Origin of the sequence: Limnohabitans sp. 2KL-3, from assembly GCF_001269405.1 — a bacterium.
In the GTDB taxonomy this organism is placed as follows: Bacteria; Pseudomonadota; Gammaproteobacteria; order Burkholderiales; family Burkholderiaceae_C; genus Limnohabitans_A.
On sequence record NZ_CXON01000003.1, the window covers coordinates 180291 to 206604 of the forward strand.

The following is a 26314-nucleotide window of genomic DNA, read 5'->3' on the forward strand; positions in this document are numbered from 1 at the left end:
CGACGGGGGCGTCGCTCCTACAAGAAGCTGCCTGCATTTTGTAGGAGCCCCGCCCTCGGGGCGATCGGTGGTGGTCTGCGAGGCTGATCGCGACGGGGGCGTCGCTCCTACAGGGGGCTGCCTGCATTTTGTAGGAGCCCCGCCCTCGGGGCGATGGGTGGTGGTCTGCGAGGCTTGATCGCGACGGGGGCGTCGCTCCTACAGGGGGCTTTCTGCATTTTGTGGGAGCCCCGCCCTCGGGGCGATTTTGGGTGGTCTGCGAGGCTTGATCGCGGCAATGGCACCGATTCACCCAAAAAGCGTTGCTGCAAACATCACCGAACCGGATCCAAAGCAGTCAATGCCACAACCCGACTGGCCGGGAAAAACAACATGAAGGTCGAGCCCTTGCCCAATTGACTTTCAATGCGCAATTCACCGCCATGCCGTTGCGCCACATGCTTGGCAATGGCCAAGCCCAAGCCGGTGCCACCGGTCTCGCGTGAGCGGCTGCGGTCAACCCTGTAAAAGCGCTCAGAAAGCCTTGGCAAATGCTCAGCGGCAATGCCAGGACCCGTGTCGGTGACACGAAACACCACACCATCCGGCACCCTGAACCAGCCTGCACTCACACGCCCACCGGCCGGCGTGTAGCGCACGCCATTGCTCACCAAATTGGACACCGCGCTGAAAAGTTCTGTGCGCACGCCCAGCAAATTCCACTCAATGGGTTTGCTGAAGTCAAGTTCGTGCACGGGTCCTCGTTCATCACCCTCCTGGCCAGACAAAACAGCCGACAAAGAGGCCGCATCACAAGCCACTTGCGACATCAGATCACTCAGAGACACCGTCTCGTGGGTTCCTGGAGGCAAACTGCCTTCGAGTTGCGACAAAGTCAGCAAATCAGCCACCAGACTTTGCATGCGTGAGGCCTGCACAGACATCAATTGCAAATACGTTTGCTGTTCATCCGGGGCCAAGGGAATGGTCATGAGTGTCTCAACAAAACCGCTCAAGACTGTCAGGGGTGTGCGAATTTCATGGGACACATTGGCCACAAAATCACGCCGCATGGCATCGGCCAAGCTGACCAAGGTGATGTCTCGGCTCAAGAGCAAGTGCTGACCTTCGCCGTATTGGTGCAACTGAATCGACAGCTTGGGCATTTGCGTCAAGGATGACGAGCGACCGTCGATGATGACTTCACTGTCATGCTCTTCCTGCGCGAAGTACTTGGAAAAAGTCGGGTCGCGCAGCAAATGAACGATGTGCTGCTGCACATCGCGCTTGGCATCGAGCCCCAAGTGGTTAGAGGCCGTGGCATTGCACCATTCGATGCGCCCTTCGTTGTCCAGCAAAGTCACCCCATTGGGTGAGGCCTGAATGGCTTGCAAAAAGTACTGCAAGCGCTGTTCACTGGTGCGCAGTTGTTTGTCGTGTTGACGCAGTTGGCGTTGAATGCGTTGAACAATCTCACCCCAAACACCGCCCCACGCCAACTCATCACGCCAGTTGGGTCGAGACAACCACAACTCCAAACGCTCGGCTTTCCAAATCTGCACGAACACCACGCCGAGCAGCACCAACACCGCCATGCACAGTGCCCAAGTCAGTCCTCCAAAAAACCAAACCGGTGTGACCAACAGACCCAACAGGGCCAAAAGTTCAATGACAGAAATCAGCATCACTCACACCGCAGGCGCAGCTGTCAAACGGTAACCCGCTCCACGCACAGTCTCGATCATGCTGCCCGCATCCCCCAAGGACTCTCGCAGACGCTTGACGTGGACGTCGACCGTGCGCTCTTCTATGTAAACATGGTCACCCCAGACCTTGTCCAGCAACATGCCACGGGTGTGCACACGTTCAGGATGACGCATCATGTATTGCAACAACTTGAACTCGGTGGGTCCAATCTTGAGAGGTTTCTCCTGCCAACTCACCCTGTAGGTGTCGGCATCGAGTTGCAAATCCCCCACCTTCACGGCCCCACCCGCAGACTCGGGCACACGACGGCGCAACACCGCACGGATGCGAGCGAGCAGCTCACGCGGCGAAAAGGGTTTGACGATGTAATCGTCTGCACCCGCATCCAAGCCCGCCACCCGATCAGACTCATCCCCTCTTGCAGTCAGCATCAAGATGGGCACGGACTTGGTTCGTGCAGCGGCACGCCAGCGCCGAGCCAAAGTCAGACCACTTTCGCCAGGCAGCATCCAATCGAGCAAGATGACATCGGGCAAGATTTCATCGAGCTCTTTTTGGGCTGACTCGGCGTCCATGGCCCACACAGGCTGAAAGCCGTTGTGCCGAAGGTTGACCGAGATTAACTCAGCAATCGACGATTCGTCCTCAACAATGAGGATCCTGGGCAGGGTTCTCATCGCACCGCTTTTTCAATCTCGGTCAAGGCCGTGTGCCGCACATCGGCCCCCTTGACCACATAAATCACAAACTCGGCAATGTTTTTGGCATGGTCACCAATGCGCTCAATGGCTTTGGCCACAAACAGCAAGTCCAGGCTGGCCGAAATGGTGCGAGGGTCTTCCATCATGTAGGTGACCAGCTTGCGCAAAAATCCATTGAACTCAGCGTCAATCAGGTCGTCTTCTTTCAAAATCACCAAGGCCGTGTTCACATCCAGGCGAGCAAAAGCATCCAAGGCTTTGCGCAACAAACCTGAGGCCAGGTCAGAGGCCACACGCAGTTCTGACGATGGCAAGTTGCGTGGGCTGCCTTGTGCCAAAATTTGTTTGACCATGCGGGCAATGCGGTCCGCTTCGTCGCCGGCTCGCTCCAGATTGCCCGTGATTTTGGAGATCGCCATCAGCAGGCGCAAATCGCGTGCCGTGGGCTGCCTGCGGGCAATGATGGAGGCCAACTCGGCATCGATCTCCACCTCCAGTTTGTTGACTTGTTTTTCAGCCGCAATGACCTGATCGGCCACTTCTACACTGAATTGCGCCAGCGCATACACCGCATGGCGGGTCTGAGACTCCACCAAGCCGCCCAACTCCAGAACGCGCGACGACACGTTGGTCAGGTCAGCGTCAAATTGACTCGAAATGTGCTTTTCCATGGTTTTCCCCTGATCAGCCGAAACGGCCAGTGATGTAGTCTTCGGTTTCCTGGCGTGCAGGCTTCATGAAAATTTGCTCGGTCTGACCAAACTCCACCAATTCACCCAGGTACATGTAGGCGGTGAAGTCGGACACGCGTGCAGCTTGCTGCATGTTGTGCGTCACGATGGCCACCGTGTAGTCTTTCTTCAACTCGCTGACCAATTCCTCGACCTTGGCCGTCGAGATGGGGTCCAAAGCCGAAGTTGGCTCGTCCAACAAAATGACTTTGGGCTTGACCGCCACCGTGCGGGCAATGCACAGGCGTTGCTGCTGACCACCCGACAAAGACAAACCACTTTGGCCCAGTTTGTCTTTGACTTCATTCCAAATGGCGGCCTTGGTGAGGGCCGACTCCACACGTTCGTCCATGTCGGCGCGGCTGAGCTTTTCGTACAAACGCACACCAAAAGCGATGTTGTCGTAGATCGACATGGGGAAAGGTGTGGGCTTTTGGAAGACCATGCCGATTTGGGCGCGAAGCAAGTTCAAGTCTTGGCCTTTGTCCAGAATGTTCTGGCCATAAAACTTGATTTCGCCTTCAGCGCGTTGACCCGGATAAAGGCTGTACATGCGATTGAGCGTGCGCAGCAAGGTGGATTTGCCGCAACCCGATGGGCCAATGAAGGCGGTCACGCGGTGCTCTGCAATGTTGAGGTTGACGTTTTTCAGGCCTTTGAATTTGCCGTAATAAAAGTCAAGGTTGCGCACTTCCAGCGCGTTTTGAGTCGGTGTCTTGTCAGGCATGGAGATTCCTGTGAATGCAAAATGAAGAAGCTGAGGTGTTTGGGCCAAACGGCATCACGCCGACTGTTTGTCCCTGAAAAACACGCGTGCCAGAATGTTGAGCACCAACACAGCCAAGGTGACGAGCAATGCCCCAGCCCAAGCCAGTCGAATCCAGTTGTCATAGGGACTCATGGCGAACTGGAAAATCACCACCGGCAAGTTGGCCATGGGCTTGCTCATGTCGGCATTGAAGAATTGGTTGTTCAGCGCCGTGAACAACAAAGGAGCTGTTTCACCGCTGATGCGGGCCACGGCCAGCAACAAGCCCGTGATCACACCACTCTTGGCCGCACGCAGCGTGACGGACAAGGACACTTTCCAGCGTGGAGCACCCAGGGCAAATGCCGCCTCGCGCAGACTGCCGGGCACCAAACGCAGCATGTTCTCGGTGGTGCGCATGACCACAGGCACGGCAATCAGCGTCAGGGCCAAACTGCCTGCGTAGCCCGAAAAGGTGCCCAAAGTGGCCACCGCAATCGCGTACACAAACAAGCCAATCACGATGGATGGAGCCGACAGCATGATGTCGGTCACAAAACGGGTCAGCTCGGCGGTTTTGCTTTGGTCGCCGTATTCGGTGAGATAAATCCCCGCCAAAATGCCCACAGGCGTGGCCACCAACACGGTGAGTCCCACCATCAACAAACTGCCCACAATGGCATTGCGCAAACCACCGCCCTCGGTACCGGGTGCCGGCGTGTCCTGCGTCAGCAAGTTCAGGTCCAGTGCGGCAAAGCCGTTTGAAAACAGCACCACCAAAATCCACAACAACACCGCCAGACCCAAAGCCATGGCGATCATGGATGTCACCATACCCCAGGCATTGGCCAATCGGCGGCGGCGATACAAGGCTTGATTCATGTTCATGGCCATGTCAGAACCCCTTGGCTTTTTCAGCCCGGTTGATCATGATTTTAGCGGCGGCCAAAACCACGAAGGTGATCACGAACAGCAAAAAGCCGAGCGCAAACAAAGAAGAAATATGGAAGTCTGCGGCCTCACCAAACTCGTTGGCCAAGGTCGAAGCAATGGACGTGCCGGGTGAGAACAACGATGTTGGCATGCGGTTGGCATTGCCAATCACAAAGGTCACCGCCATGGTCTCACCCAAGGCGCGACCGAGACCCAACATGATCCCGCCAATCACGCCTTTTTGGGTGTAAGGCAGAACGATCTTGCGCACCACTTCCCATGTCGTGCAACCCAGGCCATAGGCCGATTCACGCAAAATGGGCGGCGTGATTTCGAACACGTCGCGCATCACGGCAGCCACAAAAGGCAAGACCATGAAGGCCAGCACAATGCCAGCCGCCAAAATGCCCATGCCGTTGGGGGCCCCTCCAAACAGGAAGCCGATCAGGGGCATGCCCCCCAGCACATCGCGCAGCGGCACCTGGATGTAATCGGCAAACAAAGGCGCAAACACAAACAGACCAAACATGCCGTAAATGATGGACGGCACGGCCGCCAACAACTCAATGGCCGTGCCCAAAGGGCGACGCAACCACACAGGACAAGTTTCCGTCAGAAAAACCGCAATGCCAAAAGCCAATGGCACCGCCAACAACATGGCAATCCCTGCACTGGCCAACGTGCCGACAATCGCGATCGCGGCACCGAACTCTTCGTTGATGATGTCCCATTCGACATACCAGATGAAACGCGCACCAAACTTGGCAAATGTGGGCCACGCATTGATGAACAAGGACACGATGATCCCGGCCAACGCCACCAGAACCAAAAGCGAGAAAAGCTGTGTCAAGCGGTGAAACAACGCGTCTTGCAGGCGCTGGCTCTTGACCACGGCCAACATGTGGCTGGTTCTGTCTGCGCTGGAAAGGGGGGTTTGCATGTCTTGACCCATCAAACAAAGAGCATCTAATTAAACAAGAAATCCGTCGGTCACCGAATGACAACCGACGGACAGCAGACCGGAGCCTGGATTACTTCTGGATTTGCGACCAGACTTTGGAACGGATCTGGTCGGTCAAGCTGTCAGGCAATGCGACGTAGTCCAAATCTGCGGCCATTTTCTTGCCATTCTTGAAAGACCAGTCAAAGAACTTCAGGGCTTCGGCCGATGCGGCTTTGTCGGCTGGGTTCTTGTACATCAAGATGAAAGAAGCCGTGCTGACGGGCCAGCTGTTGGCACCCTTGGCATTGACCATGGACACACCCATGCCTGGCACGCTGAACCAGTCGGCGCTGGCAGCGGCTGCAGCAAACGTCAAATCGTCTGGGCTTACGTACTTGCCGTCGGCGTTCTGGATTTGCATGAAGTTCATCTTGTTCTTTTTGACGTAGGCATATTCCACATAACCCAAAGAACCCTTGACGCGGTTCACGTTGGCCGCAACACCTTCGTTGCCTTTGCCACCGACCGAGGTGGGCGCTGGCCATTTGACTGCAGCGCCCTTGCCCACCTTGTCAGCCCACTCTTTGCTCACGGCTGTCAGGTAGTCGGTCCAGTTGAAAGTGGTGCCCGAACCATCGGCGCGGTGCACGATGGTGATGGTTTCGTTGGGCAAGTTTTTGCCAGGGTTCAAAGCAACAAACTTGGGGTCATTCCACTTACTGATCTTGCCCAGGAACATCTCGGCCATCACTGGGCCAGTCACGCGCAATTCGCCGGGTTTGAAGCCGTCCAAGTTGATCACGGGCACCGTGCCGCCAATGATGGCAGGGAACTGGACCATGCCGTCTTTGTCAAGCTCTTCACCTTTGACGGGCGCATCGGTTGCGCCGAAAGTCACCGTCTTGGCGCGGATTTGCTTGATGCCACCCGAAGAACCAATGGACTGGTAATTCATGCCTGTACCTGTGGCGGCCTTGTAGCCTTCAGCCCACTTGGCGTAAATGGGGAAAGGGAATGTGGCACCAGCGCCCGTGATGTCGGCAGCAAAGCTGGCCGCAGCGATGGCGCTCAGGCCAACGGCAGCCACAAAAGATTTCAGTTTCAACATATCAACTCCTGGTTGAGGGTGCGAGTTCAAAGTGACCTGAGCCGGTTGATCTCAGGGACTGACATCACTTTAACGGTCAATTGTGACATTCTTGTGTCAAACAAACCCTTCTTACAAGGTGTTTTTAAATCACTGCCGACCCCTTGACTCCATGGGGGGTCAAACACACACAAAAGGGCGACCCCTGCAGTGCAGCGGCCGCCCGATTCGCTGGATGTCAGTTTGATGTCAGCTCGACGTCAGTATTTCAAGTTGATCTGATAGATGACCGTCGTGCCGCTGATCTCATGGCCCACCACCAGCAGGGGCTTGCCATGGGGTGACTTGTCTGCTGTCACCAGGTGCAAACCCTCCTGACGGTGATTGTCAACAATGTTGTCCTTTTTTTCGAAACTGCCATCGCCATTTTTTCTGGCAACCCCGAATGCTCCCGCGGCGGGTTTAGCCACATGACGTTGGTGCGCTCGCGGTTGCGCATGAGCTTTGATTTCCTGCGCCGAGAGTTCGGGATCATCCAACTGCATAAAACGATCAAGTGAGTGAATCATCGACGCGATAAAGTTGACTTAGCGGATAACTGTCCATTCACTTGCAGAAAAATTTGAGGTGTCATGACTTCTTCATATTGACCCGCAAAGATACAAGCCTCTCAACAGGAATTTCTGGAGCTTGCATCATGGATATTAAGTCGATTGACAGTGAAGATTTGCCAACCAACATCTCGCAAAACGAGCACTTCCAATCCGTTGTGAATCGTGCAGTGGGCCGTCGTGGCTTCCTGAAATTTGGCAGTGGCGCTGCGGTTGCAGCTTTCTTGGCTGGCCCTCTCGCTGGATGCGGCGGCACCGACACCCCCACAGCTTCATTATTGGGTTTCAAAGCCGTCGCAGCCAACGGCCTTGACACTGTGACAGTGGCTGAAGGCTACACGGCCACCACTTTTGTGCCTTGGGGCACACCTTTGTTCTCTACAGGTGCTGGCTCGACTTGGAGCGGTACTGGCAGCGAAACTGCAGCTGACCAAGCACGCCAAGTTGGTGACAACCACGACGGCATCCACTTTTTCGCGATTGATGGCACATCCAGCACAGAAGGTCTGCTGGTCATGAACCATGAATACAACACGACACTGTCACCAACATTTACAGATTACCTGACCTTGTTTGGCCCAACGCCAGCCCCTGCCAACACACTGGAGCGCGTGAACAAAGCCATCAACTCATGGGGCTGCTCTGTCATTCACATCAAGAAAGACAATGCCAATAAGTGGAACGTGGTCAAGGACTCCGCCTACAACCGTCGCATCACCGCGGCCACACCCATGCAACTGACAGGCCCCGCCGCAGGCGATGCCAAGCTCCAGACCAGCGTGGACACCACAGGCACCGAAGTGCTGGGCACCTTCAACAACTGCGGCAACGGCTTCACGCCTTGGGGCACTTATTTGACGTGTGAAGAAAACTTCAACAACAATTTTGGCACCACCGTTGCACCCACTGAAGATGGACGCAATGTGTCCATGAAGCGCTATGGCATCACGGCAGGCACATCAGGCTACGCATGGGAAACACAAATCGATCGTTTCGACTACAAGAAAGAACCTAACGAATCCAACCGTCACGGCTGGATCGTTGAAATTGACCCCTTTGATGCCACTTCAAAGCCCAAAAAACGCACCGCACTGGGTCGTTTCAAGCACGAAAACGCCGCCTATGCTTTCACCAAAGACAAGCGCGTTGTGGTGTACATGGGCGATGACCAAGTCAACGACTACATCTACAAATTTATTTCAACTGAAAAGTATGTTGAAGGCAATCAACGCGCCAACGCCAACTTGTTAGACAGCGGCAAGCTCTATGTGGCCAAATTTGGCAACGGCGTAACGGCTGGCGACTTCATGGGCACAGGCGAATGGGTGGAGCTGAAACTCAGCAACATTCCTGGCTCTTACACCGCCTACACCTTTGCCAACCAAGCAGATGTTTTGATCAACGCCCGTTTGGCTGGTGATGCCGTCGGCGCCACCAAAATGGACCGCCCTGAGTGGGTCACGGTGCACCCAACGTCTGGCGAGGTCTATGTCACGCTGACCAACAACTCAGGCCGCACCACTGCAGATGAAGCCAACCCACGAACCAGCAACATCTACGGTCAAATCGTTCGCTGGCGTGAGACGGGGGGTGACGCAGCGGCCATGACCTTCGACTGGGATATCTTTGTGTTGGCTGGTAACCCCACAGTGCCTGGCAACCCTGGCACAACGAAAGCAGGCTCTAGCAATGTGACCGCTGACAACACCTTCAACAGCCCAGATGGCTTGGGATTTGACAAGTTCGGCCGCCTTTGGATCCAGACCGACGGCAACCACACCGGCTTAGGTAACTACGCCAACCAAGGCAATAATTCCATGCTGGCGGCAGACCCTGTGAGCAAAGAAATTCGCCGTTTCCTGGTGGGCCCAAAGCAGTGCGAGGTGACAGGTTTGGCGTTCACCCCTGACAGCAAAACCTTGTTCATCAACATCCAGCACCCTGGCGAAAACGGCAACGGTGGAAGTACTTGGCCAGATGGCGGCACCAACATGCCACGATCTGCCACAGTGATCATCACTAAAAATGATGGTGGCGTGATTGGTACCTGATCCTAGGGACAGCTAGCAAAACCCAAAGGCTCCGCTTTTGCGGAGCCTTTGGATGTATTTTTCGAGCTTTAATGCGGCTGTTTTAAAAGAAGCAACTGATTCATGGATCATGCAAACCATGAGCCTGTGGTGGCTCATTCATTGACGTGGCAGTCCTCGACGGTTTAACAAAGCATGGTGGAGACCGAGTTGAGTTAACCCCAACGATCTGGAACCCTTCTTCAGTTCGAAACCAACAGCTGGGCGATTCAGCGCTGGCCACACGCGCTAATGTGCCAGGTCATGATCGTGTTTTTCGTATGTGCACTGGTTAAGCACCTACCCCATAATGCCATCTCAACCCGCCTTGATCGCCCCCAAGGCATCGACCACTTCGAACACCGCCTGGTTGTTCATTTGTTGAACATGGCGATGGTATTTGGGCAGTTCGCTCAACAGCGCATCCACAGCACCCGGCAACTCACTGACCGATGCAATGACCTTACCCAGTTGGTTCTGTTCTACCCAAGTCGTGTTGTAACGCTCTTGGGGCATGGTGGCGGTATTGCGGAAGGTGATGACGGGCAACCCCATGTGAACCGCCTCACTCAAACTGCCCGGGCCAGGCTTGCCCACGAAGTAGTCACTCAGTTGCATCAACTGGTCAATGTCCTTGGTAAAGCCCAACACAAGGTGCAAAGACGAGACCGATTGCGCCGCCATTTTCTGGGCCAAAGCGATGTTGTGCCCCGCCACAAAAATCAGTTGCTGATTTGGCAAAGCCTTGGCAATTTTGAGCATGTCCTTCGAGCCATGACCGCCAAACATCACCAAGCCCGTGGGGCGATGGGGGTCCAGGCCCCATTGAGCGAAACGCTTGGGCTTGTCTACGCATGGCTTGCTGTAGAAGCTGGGGCGCAAAATCATTCCGGATGTCCGAATGATGGCGTCGGCGTCATAACCCAAGCTTGCGGCCTGAGATGCCGCAAACTCTGTCCCGCAGATGATGAACTGGCCTTGGTTGGGCTCTATCCAGAAGTTGGGAGGGTAATCGGCCATGTCCGTTAAAACCGTGACATAGGGCACGCCCGGCCACTCTTCGCGCAAGGCCTCGTACATCACCCTGTTGAAATTGGGTACCAACGAGACCACCAACTGGGGGCGCGTCTTGTGCCAGAACGATTGCATCTTCTTTTTGAGCTTGGGCAAAGTCAGCCGAATCATGGCTTGAAAAAGCTTGAGCTCGGTGGCCAGGCCTCGCGTCCAACCCCGTTTGAGACGCAGGTTGTACAGGTCTTCTGGCGCAAAGCCTGTCAATTTTTGGTAGTACCGGTCAGAGTCAATCACCTCAAACAGGTTCACCAGCGTCACCGCCCAGTCAGGGTGCGCCAGGGCGATGACTTCCTGCAACGCCAGGGCGGCAGAACGGTGCCCGCCTCCGGCATTGAAATATATGAGCTGGACATCATGTGGCATGGCTGTTGAGCTTGCCCGATGCGAATGACATGGGTATGACCAAAGCTCATCCTGTGATCTTGCAGACGGTTTCATGAAACTGAACTTTTACTGCCACACACTCTTCATAAAAATTTCACAAATGAACTAATCGTTGCATTCAAAATTGAATTTTTTGAATTTAACAATGCGCGCCATCAAAAAAGTCCGACAAGTCATTGCACATGACCCCTTGACCCCCACGGCTCAAATTTTTGCCCAGTTGATTTCTTCCCTGGTCGACGAAGTGGATGTCTCGCTCAAGGATCTGTATAAACTGGACACCTCAGATTTCCAACTGGCCATGGACATCTTGCAAGAGTGGCGGCTTGATCGCTATTACATGGGCAAAGCCAAAACATTCGATGTGGCCATGCAAGCATTAGAGATGAACAAACCTCAAGCAAAGAAGTCCGAGGCCTGAGAAATTGCCATTTTTAAAAGTCAGGAATTGATTCATGCGAATTGCTTCATTTGTAGGACAAAAAGGCGGTGTCGGTAAAAGCACTTTGGCCCGTGTTTTGGCCGTGGCAGCGGCCCGTGCACAACACAAAGTGCTGATTGGTGACTTTGATCTGGAGCAACTCACCTGCGTGGAGTGGGGTGCCCTGCGGCTGCGTCATGGCATCGAGCCTGAAATTGAAGCCCGCGCCTTCAACAACATGAAGAAATTGCGCAAAACATTGACAGGTTACGACCTGGTGGTGGTGGACACGCGAGGCTTGGCCGATGAGTTGACCGCCGATGTCAGCCGAGAAAGTGACGTGGTGTTCTTGCCCACGGGCACCTCCATGGACGATCTTCGCCCTACTCTGGCTTTGGCACGCAAGCTGGCCAAAACCCGTTCCGTGAGCAACAAGATCGTCATTGTGTTGTCCAAAACCGGGCGTTCGGAACGCCTGCTCGAACAAGCCGAAGCCACCATTGCCGATGCGGGTTTTGACATGCTCAACGCCGTCTGGCCAGAGCGTGATGGCTTTCAAGCTGACTTGGATGTGGGCCGCGCCGGCAGCGAGTCCAGCAACCCGCACCTCAAAAAAGCGTCTCAGGATGTGGAGCAGGCGCTGCTGACTTTGGCGATGAACTGAACTTGGGCTCACCAGGGCACCATGGGGCACAATCAAGCCCTCCATGATGGCTCCACATGAATTGACAATGGCTTTTCAAACACGCAGACAAGTGACCCTGGGCTTGAGCCTGGGTGCACTTTGGCCTTGGGCCAGTGTTCAGGCCCAAAACCCCTCCGAAGCCGCTCTGGAAGCCGTGGCACCTGCCATGCCACGAGTGGGCGATGTTTTGAAAGTGCCGTCCATACGTTTGCTCACTGGCCAAGACTTTCAACACGACCGCCAACCATTGCTGTTGTATTGGTGGTCCAGCACCTGCCCTTTTTGCGCCCTGCAAAGCCCCAGCATGCAGGGCTTGTGGCAAGCACAAAAAAGCCGGGGCCTGCGCATGCTGGCCTTGTCCATCGACAAAAAACCCGAAGACGCGCAGGCTTACCTGAAAAAACGGGGTTACACCTTCCCCTCGGCTTGGGCAAGCCCCGAGTGGCGCAAACAATTTCCCAAACCCAAGGGCTTGCCCATCACGCTCTTGATGGACAGCCAGCACAAAGTACTGCTGGCTGAAAAGGGCCAAATGTTCGCCGAGGATGTCGAGGCCATTCCTCGCTTGCTTTGAACACTTGGCCCCCGGCCTTTACAGGCCGATCACCCCACCATCTGTGCGGGTGATCACGATGGTCGCCGAACGTGGGCGGCCTTGTGGGCCATAGCCTGCGTTGCCTGGCCAGATGCTTTGGGGCGCCGAGCCCGAAGCCAAAGGCTTGGACAATTCACCAGGATGCTGGATGTTGACAAACAAGGTGCGGCCATCGGCGGTCTCGGTGATCCCGGTGACTTCTGCACCTTGGGGTGCCACCAGAAAACGGCGTAACTTGGCGTCGCCCAAGGCAGCGCCCAAGAATGTTTCCTGAGTGCCGGTTTGTTCAGCGCCCCCCACCACCATCTTGTTTTTCACGGTCACTTTACCGCCGTCGCCCACCTGGCCCGGAATGGCGGCCAGCATCATGCAATTGGTCTCGTCGGTGAAAGCGCCGTCGTCGGTTTGAATCCAGCAAATGCCAGTGGCCTTGCTGAACCACAAGCCGTCGGGCGATGAGAACGAGTTCTTGGCGGTCAGGCCCGACAGGTTGGCATCGCCCGAGTCTTCCTCAGCGCCGAACAAGAAGATGTCCCAGGCAAAGGTCTTGGCCGAAGCTTGGTGGCCAGGCTCTTTGAAGCGGATGATGTGGCCATGCGGGTTGCCCATGCCTTTTTTCCCGTCCATGTCCATGTAGGCACGGGGATTGGCGGGATCGGTTTTGGCGGGCGTGCGGTTGGCCGCGCTGTTGTTGGTCAGCGCAAAGTACACCTCGCCATTGCGGTAGTTGACCGCACCCCACTCCGGACGGTCCATCTTGGTTGCACCCACGGCGTCGGCTGCAAAGCGAGCATTGATGTACACATCGCCCTGATTGGCGAACTTGTAGGCACTGTGGTTGGCAATGCGCGGGTCATCGATGGTCAACTCCAGCCACTCGCCTTGGCCTGTGGCGTCAAAGCGGGCGGCGTACAGCTTGCCTTCGCTCAGGTACTTGTCACCGGCCACCAAGCCACCACCCACATCGCGGGGGTCCCACACCGCGCTGCTCACAAACTTGTAGATGTATTCGTTGCGGGCATCACAACCCATGTAAAACGCCAATGGCTGACCGGCCACAGGCAGGCTGCACACAGCGGCTTCGTGCGCGAAGCGGCCCATGGCCACGCGCTTGGCGGGTGTGGAGTTGGGTGACAAGGGATCGATTTCGACGTTGAAGCCAAAAGTGTTGGCTTCGTTGCGGAAGTCTTTCTCTGCGTTGGCGCCAGTGGCAGCCAAGTTCCAACGGACAAAACGGTCGTCGGTGGTCGAGACGGTGTGCCAGCCCTGGCTTGGCGCTTGTTTGGCGCCTGCTGCTGGAGCCGATGAGGGCACGCCATAGCGCTTGCGTGCGGCCATTTCTTTGGCCGGCAATGCAGCCCCATTGGCCATCGTCTGAAAGTAATAGGCCCAGTTTTCTTCGCAGCCCAAATAAGTGCCCCATGGCGTTTTGCCATGACCGCAGTTGTTCAGAGTGCCACGCGCCATGGCACCCGCCGTGTCCCAGCGGGTGACCATGAAGCTGCGAATCGCCTCAATGTGGGCGCGGGGGCCGCTGATGCGCACAGGCGTTTGTGCGGTGATGCGGCGGTTCAGCGGCGAGTCTTGCTTGATGCGCCAGCCTTGTGGTGTTTTGACGATCTCGACCACCGACACGCCGTGGTGGTTGATCTCTTTGAGCACTTCCAACTCGGGGCGGGTGCCCAAGTCCCAGTCACCAAACTGCGTAAACTTTTTGCCAGCCACGCCATTGGACGTTTGGCCGTTGGGGTGCATGAAATGCGCGTCGGCTGAACTTTCGTGGTTTACACACAGCACGGCGCGGCCGGTTTCCTTTTCGGAATAACGGCCGTTGGCGTCGATGTAATAAATGTCCATGCCATCGTGGTGATCGCCCACGCGACGTGACCAGTCGTCTGCTTCTGTGCCCTTGTTCGAGTAAGCAGCCAAGGCCGAGTCCAGCGCATCGCCTGTGGCATGCAGCACGCTGTATTGGTAGCCGGGCGGCAGCATCACATTGTCAAGCAGGCTTTTTTCGACAGAAGGAAAACCCAGCGCCCGGGGCGCAGCGGCCATGCCCGAAGTCAAAGTGGCGCAACCGGGCAACATGGCCAGACCCGCCAAGCCCAGACCACCACGCAGCAAACCGCGGCGCATCGGGTTTTGCAGGGACTGGTTCAGGACGTCCTGGAAATGGGGGTTGTTTGAGGTGTTGTGAATGGGGTCGTGATCGTGGTGTGACATCGGAACTCCTGGTGATTCAAGGATTGAAGTGTTTTTTTGTGACTGTTTGATGGCTAATCAGCCGCTGTCACGAAATCCGTCTTCACAAATCAATGCAAAAGGTGCTTTGAAACGCCACTGCACATCCCCTCGAAGTCAAAATTTGTCATTTTTTTGTCACACAGACATGGCAAAGTTCGTGCATTGATATTTCCAGAATGATCGAAAGATAGAGCATGAAAGTTGGCATCAACGGAATGGGCCGCATCGGCCGTTTGGCCCTGCGTGCGGCCATGGGCGCTGCAGAGCGCCAGTCAGACGACCCCCGCGCAGGCAATCGCCTGGAGGTGGTGCACCTGAACGAACTCAAGGGCGGTGCAGCGGCCACGGCGCATTTGCTGGCTTTTGACAGCGTGCAGGGCAAGTGGCGCGAGCGCATCGAGGCCGAGGGCGACAGCCAGATCCGCATCGGTGATCGCACCCTGGGCTTTTCGTCCCACGCCAACCCGGCCGATATTCCTTGGGGCGACATGGGGGTGGACTTGGTGCTCGAATGCACCGGTAAATTTTTAACGCCCGAAACCATTCAGGGCCACTTGGACCGGGGCGCCAAGCGCGTGATCGTGGCCGCGCCCGTCAAGGTGGGCGATGTGCTGAACATCGTGGTGGGCGTCAACCACACGCTGTACAACCCGGCCAAAGACCGCATCGTCACGGCCGCATCGTGCACCACCAACTGCCTGGCCCCGGTGGTCAAAGTCGTGCACGAAGCCATTGGCATCAAGCATGGCCAGATCACCACCATCCACGACCCGACCAACACCAACTTGGTGGTCGATGCCCCGCACAAAGACCTGCGCCGCGCACGCAGCGCCATGGTCAGCCTGGCCCCCACGACCACCGGCAGTGCCACCGCCATTGCCCTGATTTACCCCGAACTCAAGGGCAAGCTCAACGGCCACGCGGTGCGTGCGCCGGTGCTGAATGCGTCGCTGACCGACTGCGTGTTCGAGATGAAGCGCGAAACCAGCGCCGAAGAAGTCAACGCCTTGTTTGCCGCCGCAGCCCAAGGCCCGCTGGCAGGCATCTTGGGTTACGAGGAGCGCCCCTTGGTGAGTGTGGATTACGCCCGCGACACACGCAGCTCGATCGTGGACGCGCTGTCCACCCTGGTGACCGATGGCACCCTGCTGAAAATTTATGCTTGGTACGACAACGAGATGGGTTACGCCTGCCGCATGGTGGATCTGGCTTGCCACATGAACGAAGTCGGCATCTGAGATGAACGCCGCTGAACGCCACTATGGCATCGTGACCGCCGCCTATTGGGGCTTTACCCTGACCGACGGCGCATTGCGCATGTTGGTGTTGCTGCACTTTTACAAGCTGGGTTACTCGCCGTTCACGTTGGCGTTTTTGTTCTTGCTGTACGAAGGCGCGGGCGTCTTGGCCAACCTGATCGGCGGCTGGCTGGCCACGCGCTTTGGCATTGCCCGCATGCTCACCGTGGGCTTGGTCACGCAGATCATCGGCTTTGGCTTGCTCTCGGCCCTGCAGCCGGAGTGGACAGCGGCCATGTCGGTGGCTTGGGTGGTTTTGGCGCAAGGCGTGTGCGGTGTAGCCAAAGACCTCACCAAAACCGCCAGCAAATCGGCCATCAAGATCACTCAGGCGCAAGCCAAAGACCAAGGCAACGGGCAACTGTTCAAGTGGGTGGCCTGGTTCACCGGCAGCAAAAACGCCATGAAAGGCTTTGGCTTTTTCCTGGGTGGTTTGCTTTTAGAGACGCTGGGTTTTCAGGGTTCTCTGTGGGCGATGTCGGGGCTATTGGCCCTGGTGCTCGTCGGCGTGGTGAGCAGCTTGCCGCCCATGATGGGCAAGAGCAAACCATCGGGCTCGGCCAAAGAGTTGTTCGCCAAAAACGCGGGCATCAACGCGCTGGCGGCCGCACGCGTGGCTTTGTTTGGGGCGCGTGATGTGTGGTTTGTGGTGGGCGTGCCGGTGTTTCTCTACTCGGTGGGCTGGACCTTCACCATGGTGGGCGGCTTTTTGGCGGCGTGGACCATTGGCTACGGCCTGGTGCAAGCGCTGGCACCACAGATCGTGCGCCGCAGCGCCGATGGCCTGAGCCGAGAAGTGCCCGCTGCGCGTTGGTGGTCGGCGGTGCTCATGCTCATTCCGCTGGGCATTGCCGCGGCCATGTGGCTGCAAGCGCCGCAGTTGCAGTGGTGGGTGGTTGGGGGCCTGAGTTTGTTCGGCTTTGCCTTTGCCATCAATTCGTCGGTGCACAGCTATTTGGTGCTGGCCTATGCAGGCTCTGAAAAAGCGGCCGAAGACGTTGGCTTTTATTACGCCGCCAATGCGCTGGGTCGCTTCATGGGCACGCTGCTGTCGGGCTTGCTCTACCAATGGGGCGGGTTGATGTTTGCGCTCTTGGGCTCGGCTTTGATGCTGCTTTTGTGCTGGTTGGCCACGCTGCGATTGCCCATGGGTTTGCTCACCGACACCCCTGCAGAAAAGGCCGCACCATGAGCCCGGTTTCTTTGTTCAGCGTCATGGACGAAGACGTGGCCGTCAAGGCCTTGGCGGCTTTGGCGCAAAGCTCGCGCCTGAAGGTGTTTCGCGCCATCGTGGGCACGGGTCCCGAGGGCATTCAGCCCGGGCAGCTGTCTGCCGCGCTCGACATTCCGGCCAACACGCTGTCGTTTCACCTCAAGGAACTGCACCACGCCGCCTTGGTCAGCGTGCAACGCGAAGGCCGTTTTTTGCGCTACCGCGCCGATCTGGGTGCGATGCAAAGCCTGATGGACTTTTTAACAGCGCACTGCTGCCAAGGTGTGCCTTGTGGCGACGCGATCAATCTGGCTTGTGATTCACGTCAGGGTTAGCTGTTTCCTTGGATGCAATAAAGCCCACAGACGGCCATTGCTTGATGCGTTAACCTGCCCGCACACGGCGTCATCAATTTTTCACAATTCCGTCACATAATCGGCTTTTCGCCCGATAACGCTGGTCATACCGCATGCACACCAAGTCCCTTTACGCCGCCATCGATCTGGGCTCTAACAGTTTTCGCCTAGAAATTGGCCAAATGGATGCTGGTCAATTGCGCCGTGTGGAATACATCAAAGAAACCGTGCGCCAAGGCAATGGACTTGATGCAGAACGCAACTTGACCGAAGATGCCATGGTCCGAGGCTGGGAATGTCTGGCGCGTTTTGCTGAACGCATCGCAGGCTTCAAACCCAGTCAAGTGCGGGCCGTGGCCACACAAACCCTGCGTGAAGCACGCAACCGCGATGTATTTTTGAGCAAAGCCAAGCGCCTATTGGGCTTCCCCATCGAGGTCATCGCGGGACGAGAAGAAGCACGGTTGATTTATTTGGGGGTCTCGCACCTTCTGCCGCAATCCGATGAACGACGTTTGGTGGTGGACATTGGCGGGCGTTCGACCGAAATGATTTTGGGCCAACATGAAAGTGCCAACACCTTAGAGTCATATCGGGTCGGCAGCGTTGGCTGGTCCATGAAGTACTTTGCTGATGGGCTGTGGACTCCGTCGGCTTTCAAAGCCGCAGAGATCGGCGCCAAAGCGGTGCTCGACGAGGCACAAATTCTGTTCAATCGTCAACACTGGGACAAATGCTACGGCTCCTCTGGCACCGTGGGTGCGGTGTCGGATGTGCTGAGCGCAGCAGGTTGGCCCGATGGCAAAGTGACCCGTGAGGGTTTGGCATGGCTCAAAGACAGATTGCTCAAGGCGCAAAAGCAAGACAACTTGCGCATTGAAGGCGTCAAGGAAGACCGCAAACCCGTCATTGGGGGGGGCTTGGCTGTTTTGCAAGCCGTGTTTGATTTGCTGCAAATTGACGAAATGCATGCAGCACAAGGTGCGCTGCGCCACGGTGCTTTGTACGACCTGATCGAGCGCGAAGGCATGCACGATGTGCGTTCATCCATGGTTGATTGGTTGGCACAGCGTTTTGGCACGGACAAACTGCAAGCTGAGCGGGTGTCACGCACTGCCCAACATCTGTTGCAAGCACTGATACCCGAGTCTTCCGACACGACCCTTGCTGAACGCCAACGCTACCTGCAAAAGCTCCATTGGGCATGCCAGTTGCACGAAACCGGCATGCGGATATCGCACAGCGATTACCACAAACATGGCGCCTACATTCTGGACAACACCGATTTGCAGGGCTTCACTCTGGACGAGTTGCACAGGCTCAGCCAGTTGGTGCTGGGACACCGGGGCAAACTGCGCAAGCTGGAATCTGAACTGGAAGACGCCAGCTTTGTCCAGCAACTCATGGCACTGCGCGTCGCCGTCATTTTGTGCCACGCCCGACGCGACCCCGACCTGTCGGGCTTGAACATGGTGTGCGATGTGCAGCGCCGAACCGCGCAATTGAGCATGGACGCAGACTGGGCTGAACTCTGGCCGCAATCAGCCCATTTGCTGCGCGAAGAAACCAGCGCATGGCTCAAAACAGATTGGACGTTTCAAATCAACATGAACTGAAGTTGGGCAACATCAAACCCAAATTGCCCAACATTCAAAAACCGACCCGAACAATGCCGCGAAGGCATTGACGGGCACGCATCAGCCATGCATCCCTTGTTCAGTCATCCATAACGGTATAAACTGTATGCACTGTTAATTTATGAAAGCGACACAGTGATGCAAAACATGACCATGACTGAAACCGGCGACACCACCCCGAAACCCAGCAACGCAGAAAAAGCCATAACCGCTGCTCCAAAAACAAAGCGCACGGCCAAGGCTGTCCCCAAGCAAGCCAGCAGCGCAAAAACTGCCGTCGACCCAAGCACCGCAACCGAAGTTGTCCCCAGCAAACCGATTGCAAAAACTGCAACGCCTGCCCCTGCTGCCCCAAGCAAAGCCAAAACCAAAGCTGTCAGCGCCCCAGTCAAGTCTCAAGCCGTGAAAGCCAAAACTCCCACGCCCAAGGCTCAGACCCAAGCAGAAGCCAAAGACGTCAAGCCCAAGGCCAAAGCCCCGAGTGTTACACCCACCAAACCTGCCAAAGAGAAAAAAGTCAAAGTGGTGCGTGACAGCTTCACGCTGCCCAAAACCGAACTTTTGCAGATTGCAGCCATGAAAAAACGAGCGCTGGCTTTGGGTGTGGATGTCAAAAAGAGTGAACTGATTCGTGCTGGACTTCAAGCGCTCTCGGGTATGTCAGACGCCCCGTTCAAGAAAGCCTTGGCCAGCATTCCCACCATCAAAACAGGTCGTCCTGCCAAAGACTGAAATTTCAAAGTTTGTCAGGACACGTCACAGCGATGAGCAGGGTTTGACTTTGCTCCTCGCGACAGCGGTGACGCAGCCACCAAACCGATGATTTTCGAATGGTGCATGCAGGCTCTGGCATGCCCAAAAGATGGGCCACCAGCCCCCCCATGGCAGGTTGGTGGCCCACCATCAGGACCGGATACTTGGCATCTGGCCATCCGGCGGATTCCAACAAGTCTTGCACACAGGCCCCTGGCGACAAGGCATCACGAACTTTGTATTTGCGCCCTAAATAGCGAACCGTTTGTTCAGCCCTGAGCGCAGGACTCGTCAATATCCGGGTTCCTTGCGGCAACTGCCGCTCCAGCCAATGCGCTGTGCGTTCAGCCTGTTTTTTGCCGCGCGGCGTCAAGGCCCGCAACATGTCGTCCTCTCCTGTTTGCGCTTCATAGGCTTCGGCATGACGCCACACAATCAGATCCATGGTGCTCATCTCCTGTTTTGCGCTGCACCGTAGCGTTGCATGAGGGCGTTTTGTGCGCTGTGCCCTGGAGCCTTCAGACCCACTCGGTGGTACTGACCATCGGCTGCCAAGTCCCAGGCATCACGCGCATCGTGCAGGTAGGCAATCAAGCATTCGTCAATCAAGCGCTGGCGCAGTACAGGATCCAACACAGGCCAAGCCAACTCAATGCGTCGTGTCATGTTGCGGCTCATCCAATCGGCGCTGGACAAGTAAAGCGACTCTTCTTGGTCCGCACAAAAGTAAAAGACGCGTGAATGTTCCAGAAAACGACCGATGACCGAACGCACGCGGATGTTTTCGCTCATGCCTTCCACACCGGCCGGCAACATGCAGGCACCACGCACAATCAAATCGATCTTGGCCCCTTGTTGACCGGCCTCCAACAAAGCCTTGATCAAGGGCACATCGGTCAAGGCATTCATCTTGATCACAATGCGTGCCTGCTGGCCTTGTAAGGCGGCTTTTCCCACATTGGCAATGCGCAACAACATGTCGGTGTGCAATTGAAATGGGGCCACCAGCAAACGCTTCATTTTGGGCAATTCGCTCTGGCTGGCCAAATGTCCGAACAAATGGTCCATGTCCAAGGTCATGGCCGCATCGGCGGTCAAGTAACTGATGTCGGTGTACAAGGCCGCTGTCTTGCGGTTGTAGTTGCCGGTGGACATGTGGCCATAGCGGCGCAAAGATCGCCCTTCCCTGCGGGTGACCAGCAGCATCTTGGCATGGGTTTTGAGACCCACAATGCCATACACCACTTGCGCACCAATGGACTCCAATTGCTCGGCCCAATTGATGTTGGCCTCTTCGTCAAATCGGGCTTTGAGTTCAACCACCGCCGTGACCTCTTTGCCACGTCTGACAGCCTCACGAAGCAAATCCATCATTGTGGTGTCGCTGCCTGCCCGGTAAATGGTTTGTTTGATGGCCAATACCTGGGGGTCCATGACGGCCTCGCGCAAAAAAGCCAAGACCCCATCGAAACTTTCAAACGGCTGATGAATCAGCACATCGCCTGTTTTGAGGCGGTTAAAAATCGAACCGTGTTGCGGCAACTGTGCAGGAAAACTCGCCTTGTAGGGTGGAAACAGCAAATCGGGCGCATTGATCAAGTCGATCAACTGCATCAAGCGCACCAAATTCACAGGGCCGTTGACGCGGTAGACAGCGCGTTCGGGCAATTGAAATTCCTTGCGCAAAAATTCAACCAAGCGTGGTGCACAGTTGGCCGACACTTCCAGACGCACCGCTTGTCCATAGTGACGATGCTGCAAACCCTGTCGCAAAGCCATGCGCAAATTGGCGATTTCGTCTTCGTCGACAGCCAACTCTGAATGGCGTGTCACACGAAACTGTGAAAACTGCCCCACTTCACGCCCATGAAACAAATCAGCCAAGTGGGCCCGAATCACACTGGACAGCAGCACATAGGCGGTACTGCCATCACACACTTTGGCCGGCAAGGGAATCAATCGAGGCAGCACGCGTGGCACTTTGACGATCGCAATTTCATTGGAGCGGCCAAAAGCATCTTTGCCTGACAAGTGAACAATGAAATTCAGCGATTTGTTGGCCACCTGCGGAAAAGGATGTGCCGGGTCAAGCCCCACAGGCACCAGCAAAGGTTGAACCTCTCGCTGAAAATAGCTGTGGACCCAACGCCGCTGTGCCGCATTGCGCTCACCATGGGACAGAATTTGAATGTGCTTGTTCTGCAAGGCAGGCAACAAGGCATCGTTGTAAAGGGCGTATTGGCGTTCAACCATCGCACCGGCCTTTTCGGCTATGGCAGACAAGGTCTGCTCGGTGTACTGGCCTGATTTGAGTTCTTGCAAACTCCCCATCACATGGGGCTCAGCTCGCACCTCAAAAAATTCATCCAAATTGGATGACACGATGCACAAATAGCGCAAGCGCTCCAAAACGGGCACTTCGGGGCGGTGCGCCCAGTCCAGCACGCGCTCATTGAAGGCCAGAATGCTCAGGTCCCTGTCCAGCAAGCCTGAGGGGTCATCGTTCAAATCGCTTGGTTTGGTTGAGTTGGACATGTCTCGTACTTGAATGGTTCAAGTCCATTCTAGGTAAGCGTCAAGTCATTTTGATGACAGTCTGGTGACCCAACGCACAGACCCATTCAAGTTTGATCTGCCCCAAGCGTAAAGGCCATAGAAGGTTTGAAATCTGCCGCCCAAATCTTGTTTTTCTTTCAGATGAACCCTCAACGTTCAACAAAAAATACCCCTGGAATTCTTCTGCCTGTTGTTTTTACATTGCCCGATGGACAGGACCCCCAATGACTTCTTCAGACCATGAGGTGCTGGTCAACACCAGCGCCTGATCGCCCCAGTGAACAATTTCCAAACGTCCATCCATGTGCTCCACCAAAGCCGTGCGACTTTCCACCCAGTCACCGTCATTGCAATACAACACCCCGTTGACCTGGCGAATTTCTGCATGGTGTATGTGACCGCAGACCACACCATCAAAACCCCGACGCTGCGCTTCGTGCGCCACGGCCACTTCGAAATCACTGATGAAATTGACCGCCTTTTTAACCTTGAGTTTTAAATAAGCCGACAAAGACCAGTAACCCAAACCCATGCGGGCCCGAAGACTGTTCAGATGGCGGTTGATTTTCAAGGTCAGCTCATACAACCAATCCCCGACATAGGCCAGCCATTTGGCACACTGAATCACCCCATCAAAATGGTCACCATGCACCACCCACAACTTCATGCCTTTGGCCGTGGTGTGGCAAGTGTCGTGAACCACCTCGACACCTCCAAACGCATGACCAACAAAATGCCGGGCAAATTCATCGTGATTGCCTGGCACATAAATCACACGGCAACCTTTGCGTGCCCGTCGCAAAAGTTTTTGCACCACATCGTTGTGGCTTTGTGGCCAAAACCAGCGTCGTCGCAGTTGCCACCCGTCGACAATGTCCCCAACCAAATAAAGACTCTCGCTGGAGTGGTGTTTTAAAAAATCAAGCAATGCCTCGGCTTGAAACCCTGGGGTTCCAATGTGCAGGTCAGAAATAAAGACCGCCCGATAACGGACATGACCCTGTGGCGTGTCATCGTCATCTGTATCCACTTGCTCAGGCACAGACCATGCTGTTTTTTGGGGCACAAGTTGAGCTTCCGATCCCGCAAAATGGGCTGTCAAATGTGGCATTTTTTGCCCCAGTGAGGTGCCGAACATCACACCATGCCCATCGAAAAATGTTTGCGGTAACGTGCAGGCAAATCGGCCGTGCGCATCATCATCGGCAGGTCTGCGGTGTTGAAGTCGGGATCCCACGCCGGTGCGCCCAAGACTTTGGCACCCAAGCGCAAATACCCTTTGATCAGTGCGGGCGGCTCCACTTGCAAATGGTGTTCCAAGGCCTCAATCGGCAAAGCCAAGCGGGGGCGAACATGGTGTTGAATTTCCGCCAAGTGGGTTTGCCGCAATTGATGCCAAATGCTCGCAGCGGCATTGCCTGTGACCACACCGTTGTGCAACATGGGAATGCTGGCACAACCGATCATGGTGTCCAAACGGTTACGGTCCATGAACTCAAACAAAGCTCCCCACAAAGCCATGATGACCCCGCCGTGGCGATGCTCGGCATGAACGCAACTGCGTCCAAGCTCCACCATGCGCTGACGCATGTCACGAAGTCGGGTCAAATCAAACTCGGTGTCGCTGTAGGTGCTGCCTGCGCGTTTGGCTTGTGCTGGCGTGAGCACACGATAAGTGCCAATGACCTGACCACTCGCAGTGTCTCGCACCAACAGATGTTCACAGTAATCATCAAACAAATCGATGTCATGGCCTGGCAAGGTGTTGGGTAAATTGGCACCCATTTCGTTCGCAAAAACGGAGTACCTCAGACGCTGCGCTTCTCGAACTTCGTCTTGATGTTGCGCCCAACCGACCACAATGGCGCTTTGCATGCGCCGAGGCAAAAAATCAACGTGGGGTGCAATTTGCCCCGGATGAAGTGACCCCCGTGGCATTTGAACTGGCGAGAGTGCAAAAGTGGGATTGGGCAGCTCTTTCATGGTGACAATTCCTTGTTATCAATCCCTTGATGTTGCTCAGGGGTCATGACAAGAAAAAGTAAATGTCGTTAAATTTTCGTGACGCCATGCGACAGCACACGGTCCATTAATTGCACCAACAGGCGGCTGGCCTCGTGTTGGCTCACCCCCAGCTCGTTTTCTTTTTTGCCCATGTCGTCCCAAACCCGCAAAGTCAAAGCATCTTTAAAAAAGGGCTCGGCTTCAAATGCTTCACGCTCTTGTGCAGACATGAGTCCTCCTTGCAAATGGAGACTTCTCACTGAATCAGGCGACAGCTTTTGGGCATAGGTCGTACTGGTGGTCACCCAATAGCGTTTGGCACGCACATGCAAGCGCACAGGCTCCGATACCGCCCTGCCAAAAATGGGCTCAAGCAAAGCAGCACCCGCATTTTCATGAAAGTCATCCTCCCCTCGCAAGGTCGGTGTGCCTTCACTGCTGACCCCAAGATGTCCAACGTCATGCAAAAAACTGGCCAGCTGCAAGGCCGGTGAAGCCCCAGCCTTTGCGGCCAGCTGGGCGCATTGCCACGCATGGGCCCATTGTGTGACGGGTTCGCCCGAGTATTGGCGATCACCGCCATTCCAATAAAGTGCAAGGATGGATTCAGTACAGGCGTTCATCCTTTGAAATATGCGTGGTTTGGATGTCAAGGCGATGACAGTCACACACTGACATGCAAGCGTCATATTTTCTTCACCAGTTCGTCACGCAGAACCATCAAGATGACAGGATGCATCAAGAACCTGCCGCCATTCGCGTCATCAACGCCAGCAAATCCTTCAATTCCCAGCGCAAGGCACTCAACGCCATCCATTTGACCATCGACCCAGGTCAATGCGTGGGCCTGCTGGGTGCGTCGGGTTCAGGCAAATCCACTTTGCTGCGCAGTTTGTGCGGCCTTGAGCGACTCGATGGCTTGGACAGCGAAGTTCAACTTTGGGGGAAGAGTCTTCAAAAGTCAGGAAAGCTCAGTCCTGATGTGCGTCAATTGCGAACACAGCTGGGCATTATTTTCCAGCAATTCAATCTGGTCGGACGCATGGATTTGTTGACCAACGTGATGACCGGTTTGCTGCCCCACATGCCCTTGTACAGATGCCTGTTGGGTCAATTCAGCACAGAAGAACGATTCAAGGCCTTGCAGGCTTTGCACGCGGTGGGCTTGGCTGACCAAGCCATGCAACGTGCATCCACCCTTTCAGGGGGGCAGCAGCAACGGGCCGCCATTGCACGGGCCTTGGTTCAAGGTGCCCGCATTTTGCTGGCCGATGAACCCGTGGCCTCATTGGACCCGGAATCCACACGCCGTGTGATGGACTTGCTGCGTCAATTGCAGCGCGAGCAAGGCATGACCCTGGTCATCAGCTTGCACAACGTGAATTTGGCTCGTCAGTACTGCGACCGGATCATTGCGCTGCGCGAGGGTTGCCTGGTTTATGACGGCCCCCCCATGGGCCTGGACAACCAACGCTTGCGCGATCTGTACGGCACGCATTCCGACGAGTTGTTCATGGACCACACGCCCGAAACATCAGACCCCCTCTTTAACCCGACGCTTCAACTTTTGGCGCATTGATTTTTT

25 protein-coding genes are annotated in these 26314 nt (G+C 55.7%); 10 read left to right on the top strand and 15 right to left on the bottom strand.

The genetic code is table 11. From position 1 onward, the window contains the following. Positions 1–314: 314 nt before the first annotated feature. The 8 genes from phoR to AMM41_RS05550 all read right to left on the bottom strand — a co-directional run bounded on the left by phoR (position 315) and on the right by AMM41_RS05550 (position 7398). Positions 315–1664, bottom strand: coding sequence for a phosphate regulon sensor histidine kinase PhoR (gene phoR, locus AMM41_RS05515; protein ID WP_089954152.1), 1350 nt, complete (start codon positions 1662–1664; stop codon positions 315–317). Positions 1665–1667: 3 nt separating this feature from the next. Beyond that, positions 1668–2363: a phosphate regulon transcriptional regulator PhoB gene (phoB, locus tag AMM41_RS05520; protein ID WP_089954154.1), complete on the bottom strand. Its 696-nt coding sequence runs from the start codon at positions 2361–2363 to the stop codon at positions 1668–1670. Continuing rightward, a complete protein-coding gene (gene phoU / locus AMM41_RS05525) occupies positions 2360–3058 on the bottom strand; it encodes a phosphate signaling complex protein PhoU (protein ID WP_089954157.1) in 699 nt (232 codons plus the stop codon). Before phoU ends, phoB begins: the two co-directional genes overlap by 4 nt. A gap of 13 nt (positions 3059–3071) precedes the next feature. After that, positions 3072–3845 carry a phosphate ABC transporter ATP-binding protein PstB gene (gene pstB, locus AMM41_RS05530; RefSeq protein ID WP_089954159.1) on the bottom strand — a complete coding sequence of 258 codons (774 nt, stop codon included), beginning with the start codon at positions 3843–3845 and terminating at the stop codon, positions 3072–3074. 54 nt (positions 3846–3899) lie between these two features. Next, positions 3900–4754 carry a phosphate ABC transporter permease PstA gene (gene pstA, locus AMM41_RS05535; protein WP_089955248.1) on the bottom strand — a complete coding sequence of 285 codons (855 nt, stop codon included), beginning with the start codon at positions 4752–4754 and terminating at the stop codon, positions 3900–3902. A gap of 7 nt (positions 4755–4761) precedes the next feature. After that, positions 4762–5751: a phosphate ABC transporter permease subunit PstC gene (pstC, locus tag AMM41_RS05540; RefSeq protein WP_089954161.1), complete on the bottom strand. Its 990-nt coding sequence runs from the start codon at positions 5749–5751 to the stop codon at positions 4762–4764. A gap of 79 nt (positions 5752–5830) precedes the next feature. Further along, on the bottom strand, positions 5831–6850 hold the full coding sequence (gene pstS, locus AMM41_RS05545) for a phosphate ABC transporter substrate-binding protein PstS (RefSeq protein WP_089954165.1): 1020 nt from the start codon (positions 6848–6850) through the stop codon (positions 5831–5833). Between the two features lie 239 nt (positions 6851–7089). Next, complete coding sequence (locus AMM41_RS05550; protein ID WP_228769113.1) at positions 7090–7398, bottom strand: hypothetical protein; 309 nt, start codon at positions 7396–7398, stop codon at positions 7090–7092. Positions 7399–7526: 128 nt separating this feature from the next. Between AMM41_RS05550 and AMM41_RS05555 the strand changes: the two genes are divergently transcribed. Beyond that, positions 7527–9491, top strand: a complete 1965-nt coding sequence (locus tag AMM41_RS05555; protein ID WP_228769114.1) for a PhoX family protein — start codon at positions 7527–7529, stop codon at positions 9489–9491. A gap of 336 nt (positions 9492–9827) precedes the next feature. Here the strand turns inward: AMM41_RS05555 and AMM41_RS05560 are convergent, their stop codons facing one another. Beyond that, positions 9828–10946 (bottom strand): glycosyltransferase, encoded by a 1119-nt coding sequence (locus AMM41_RS05560; RefSeq protein ID WP_089954172.1) that lies wholly within the window; start codon positions 10944–10946, stop codon positions 9828–9830. Between the two features lie 166 nt (positions 10947–11112). Here AMM41_RS05560 and AMM41_RS05565 point away from each other — a divergent pair, with 166 nt between their 5' ends. The 3 genes from AMM41_RS05565 (at position 11113) to AMM41_RS05575 (ending at position 12647) form a co-directional block, all read left to right on the top strand. Beyond that, entirely contained in the window at positions 11113–11388 is a 276-nt protein-coding gene (locus tag AMM41_RS05565; RefSeq protein WP_089954175.1) for a hypothetical protein, read from the top strand. A gap of 34 nt (positions 11389–11422) precedes the next feature. Continuing rightward, positions 11423–12052 (top strand): ParA family protein, encoded by a 630-nt coding sequence (locus AMM41_RS05570; protein ID WP_089954180.1) that lies wholly within the window; start codon positions 11423–11425, stop codon positions 12050–12052. A 67-nt stretch (positions 12053–12119) separates the two neighbouring features. Next, positions 12120–12647, top strand: coding sequence for a TlpA family protein disulfide reductase (locus AMM41_RS05575; protein ID WP_194944625.1), 528 nt, complete (start codon positions 12120–12122; stop codon positions 12645–12647). Between the two features lie 18 nt (positions 12648–12665). Here AMM41_RS05575 and AMM41_RS05580 read toward each other — a convergent pair whose 3' ends face one another. After that, a complete protein-coding gene (locus AMM41_RS05580; protein WP_089954188.1) occupies positions 12666–14891 on the bottom strand; it encodes a PhoX family protein in 2226 nt (741 codons plus the stop codon). Between the two features lie 215 nt (positions 14892–15106). On the opposite strand from AMM41_RS05580, the gene AMM41_RS05585 reads away from it, so the two are divergent. The 5 genes from AMM41_RS05585 (at position 15107) to AMM41_RS05605 (ending at position 20148) form a co-directional block, all read left to right on the top strand. Next, positions 15107–16150 (top strand): ArsJ-associated glyceraldehyde-3-phosphate dehydrogenase, encoded by a 1044-nt coding sequence (locus AMM41_RS05585; protein WP_089954192.1) that lies wholly within the window; start codon positions 15107–15109, stop codon positions 16148–16150. 1 nt (position 16151) lies between these two features. Further along, positions 16152–17402, top strand: a complete 1251-nt coding sequence (gene arsJ, locus AMM41_RS05590) for an organoarsenical effux MFS transporter ArsJ (protein WP_089954196.1) — start codon at positions 16152–16154, stop codon at positions 17400–17402. Positions 17403–17425: 23 nt separating this feature from the next. Next, positions 17426–17758 (top strand): ArsR/SmtB family transcription factor, encoded by a 333-nt coding sequence (locus tag AMM41_RS05595; RefSeq protein WP_089955257.1) that lies wholly within the window; start codon positions 17426–17428, stop codon positions 17756–17758. Positions 17759–17892: 134 nt separating this feature from the next. Next, positions 17893–19395: a Ppx/GppA phosphatase family protein gene (locus AMM41_RS05600; protein WP_089954201.1), complete on the top strand. Its 1503-nt coding sequence runs from the start codon at positions 17893–17895 to the stop codon at positions 19393–19395. A gap of 168 nt (positions 19396–19563) precedes the next feature. After that, positions 19564–20148, top strand: coding sequence for a hypothetical protein (locus AMM41_RS05605; protein ID WP_228769115.1), 585 nt, complete (start codon positions 19564–19566; stop codon positions 20146–20148). Between the two features lie 4 nt (positions 20149–20152). On the opposite strand, the gene AMM41_RS05610 is transcribed toward AMM41_RS05605, so the two are convergent. The 5 genes from AMM41_RS05610 to AMM41_RS05630 form a co-directional block, all read right to left on the bottom strand. Next, entirely contained in the window at positions 20153–20623 is a 471-nt protein-coding gene (locus AMM41_RS05610; protein WP_089954205.1) for a SixA phosphatase family protein, read from the bottom strand. Next, positions 20620–22704, bottom strand: coding sequence for a polyphosphate kinase 1 (gene ppk1 / locus AMM41_RS05615; protein ID WP_089954209.1), 2085 nt, complete (start codon positions 22702–22704; stop codon positions 20620–20622). The genes AMM41_RS05610 and ppk1 overlap by 4 nt, the downstream gene beginning before the upstream one ends. 217 nt (positions 22705–22921) lie before the next feature. After that, positions 22922–23863: a UDP-2,3-diacylglucosamine diphosphatase gene (locus AMM41_RS05620; RefSeq protein ID WP_228769116.1), complete on the bottom strand. Its 942-nt coding sequence runs from the start codon at positions 23861–23863 to the stop codon at positions 22922–22924. Then, positions 23863–24708 (bottom strand): GNAT family N-acetyltransferase, encoded by an 846-nt coding sequence (locus tag AMM41_RS05625; RefSeq protein ID WP_089954213.1) that lies wholly within the window; start codon positions 24706–24708, stop codon positions 23863–23865. Before AMM41_RS05625 ends, AMM41_RS05620 begins: the two co-directional genes overlap by 1 nt. A 68-nt stretch (positions 24709–24776) precedes the next feature. Next, a complete protein-coding gene (locus AMM41_RS05630; RefSeq protein ID WP_089954218.1) occupies positions 24777–25352 on the bottom strand; it encodes an HD domain-containing protein in 576 nt (191 codons plus the stop codon). Positions 25353–25462: 110 nt separating this feature from the next. Here AMM41_RS05630 and phnC point away from each other — a divergent pair, with 110 nt between their 5' ends. Further along, positions 25463–26308 (top strand): phosphonate ABC transporter ATP-binding protein, encoded by an 846-nt coding sequence (gene phnC / locus AMM41_RS05635; RefSeq protein ID WP_089954225.1) that lies wholly within the window; start codon positions 25463–25465, stop codon positions 26306–26308. Positions 26309–26314 lie beyond the last annotated feature (6 nt).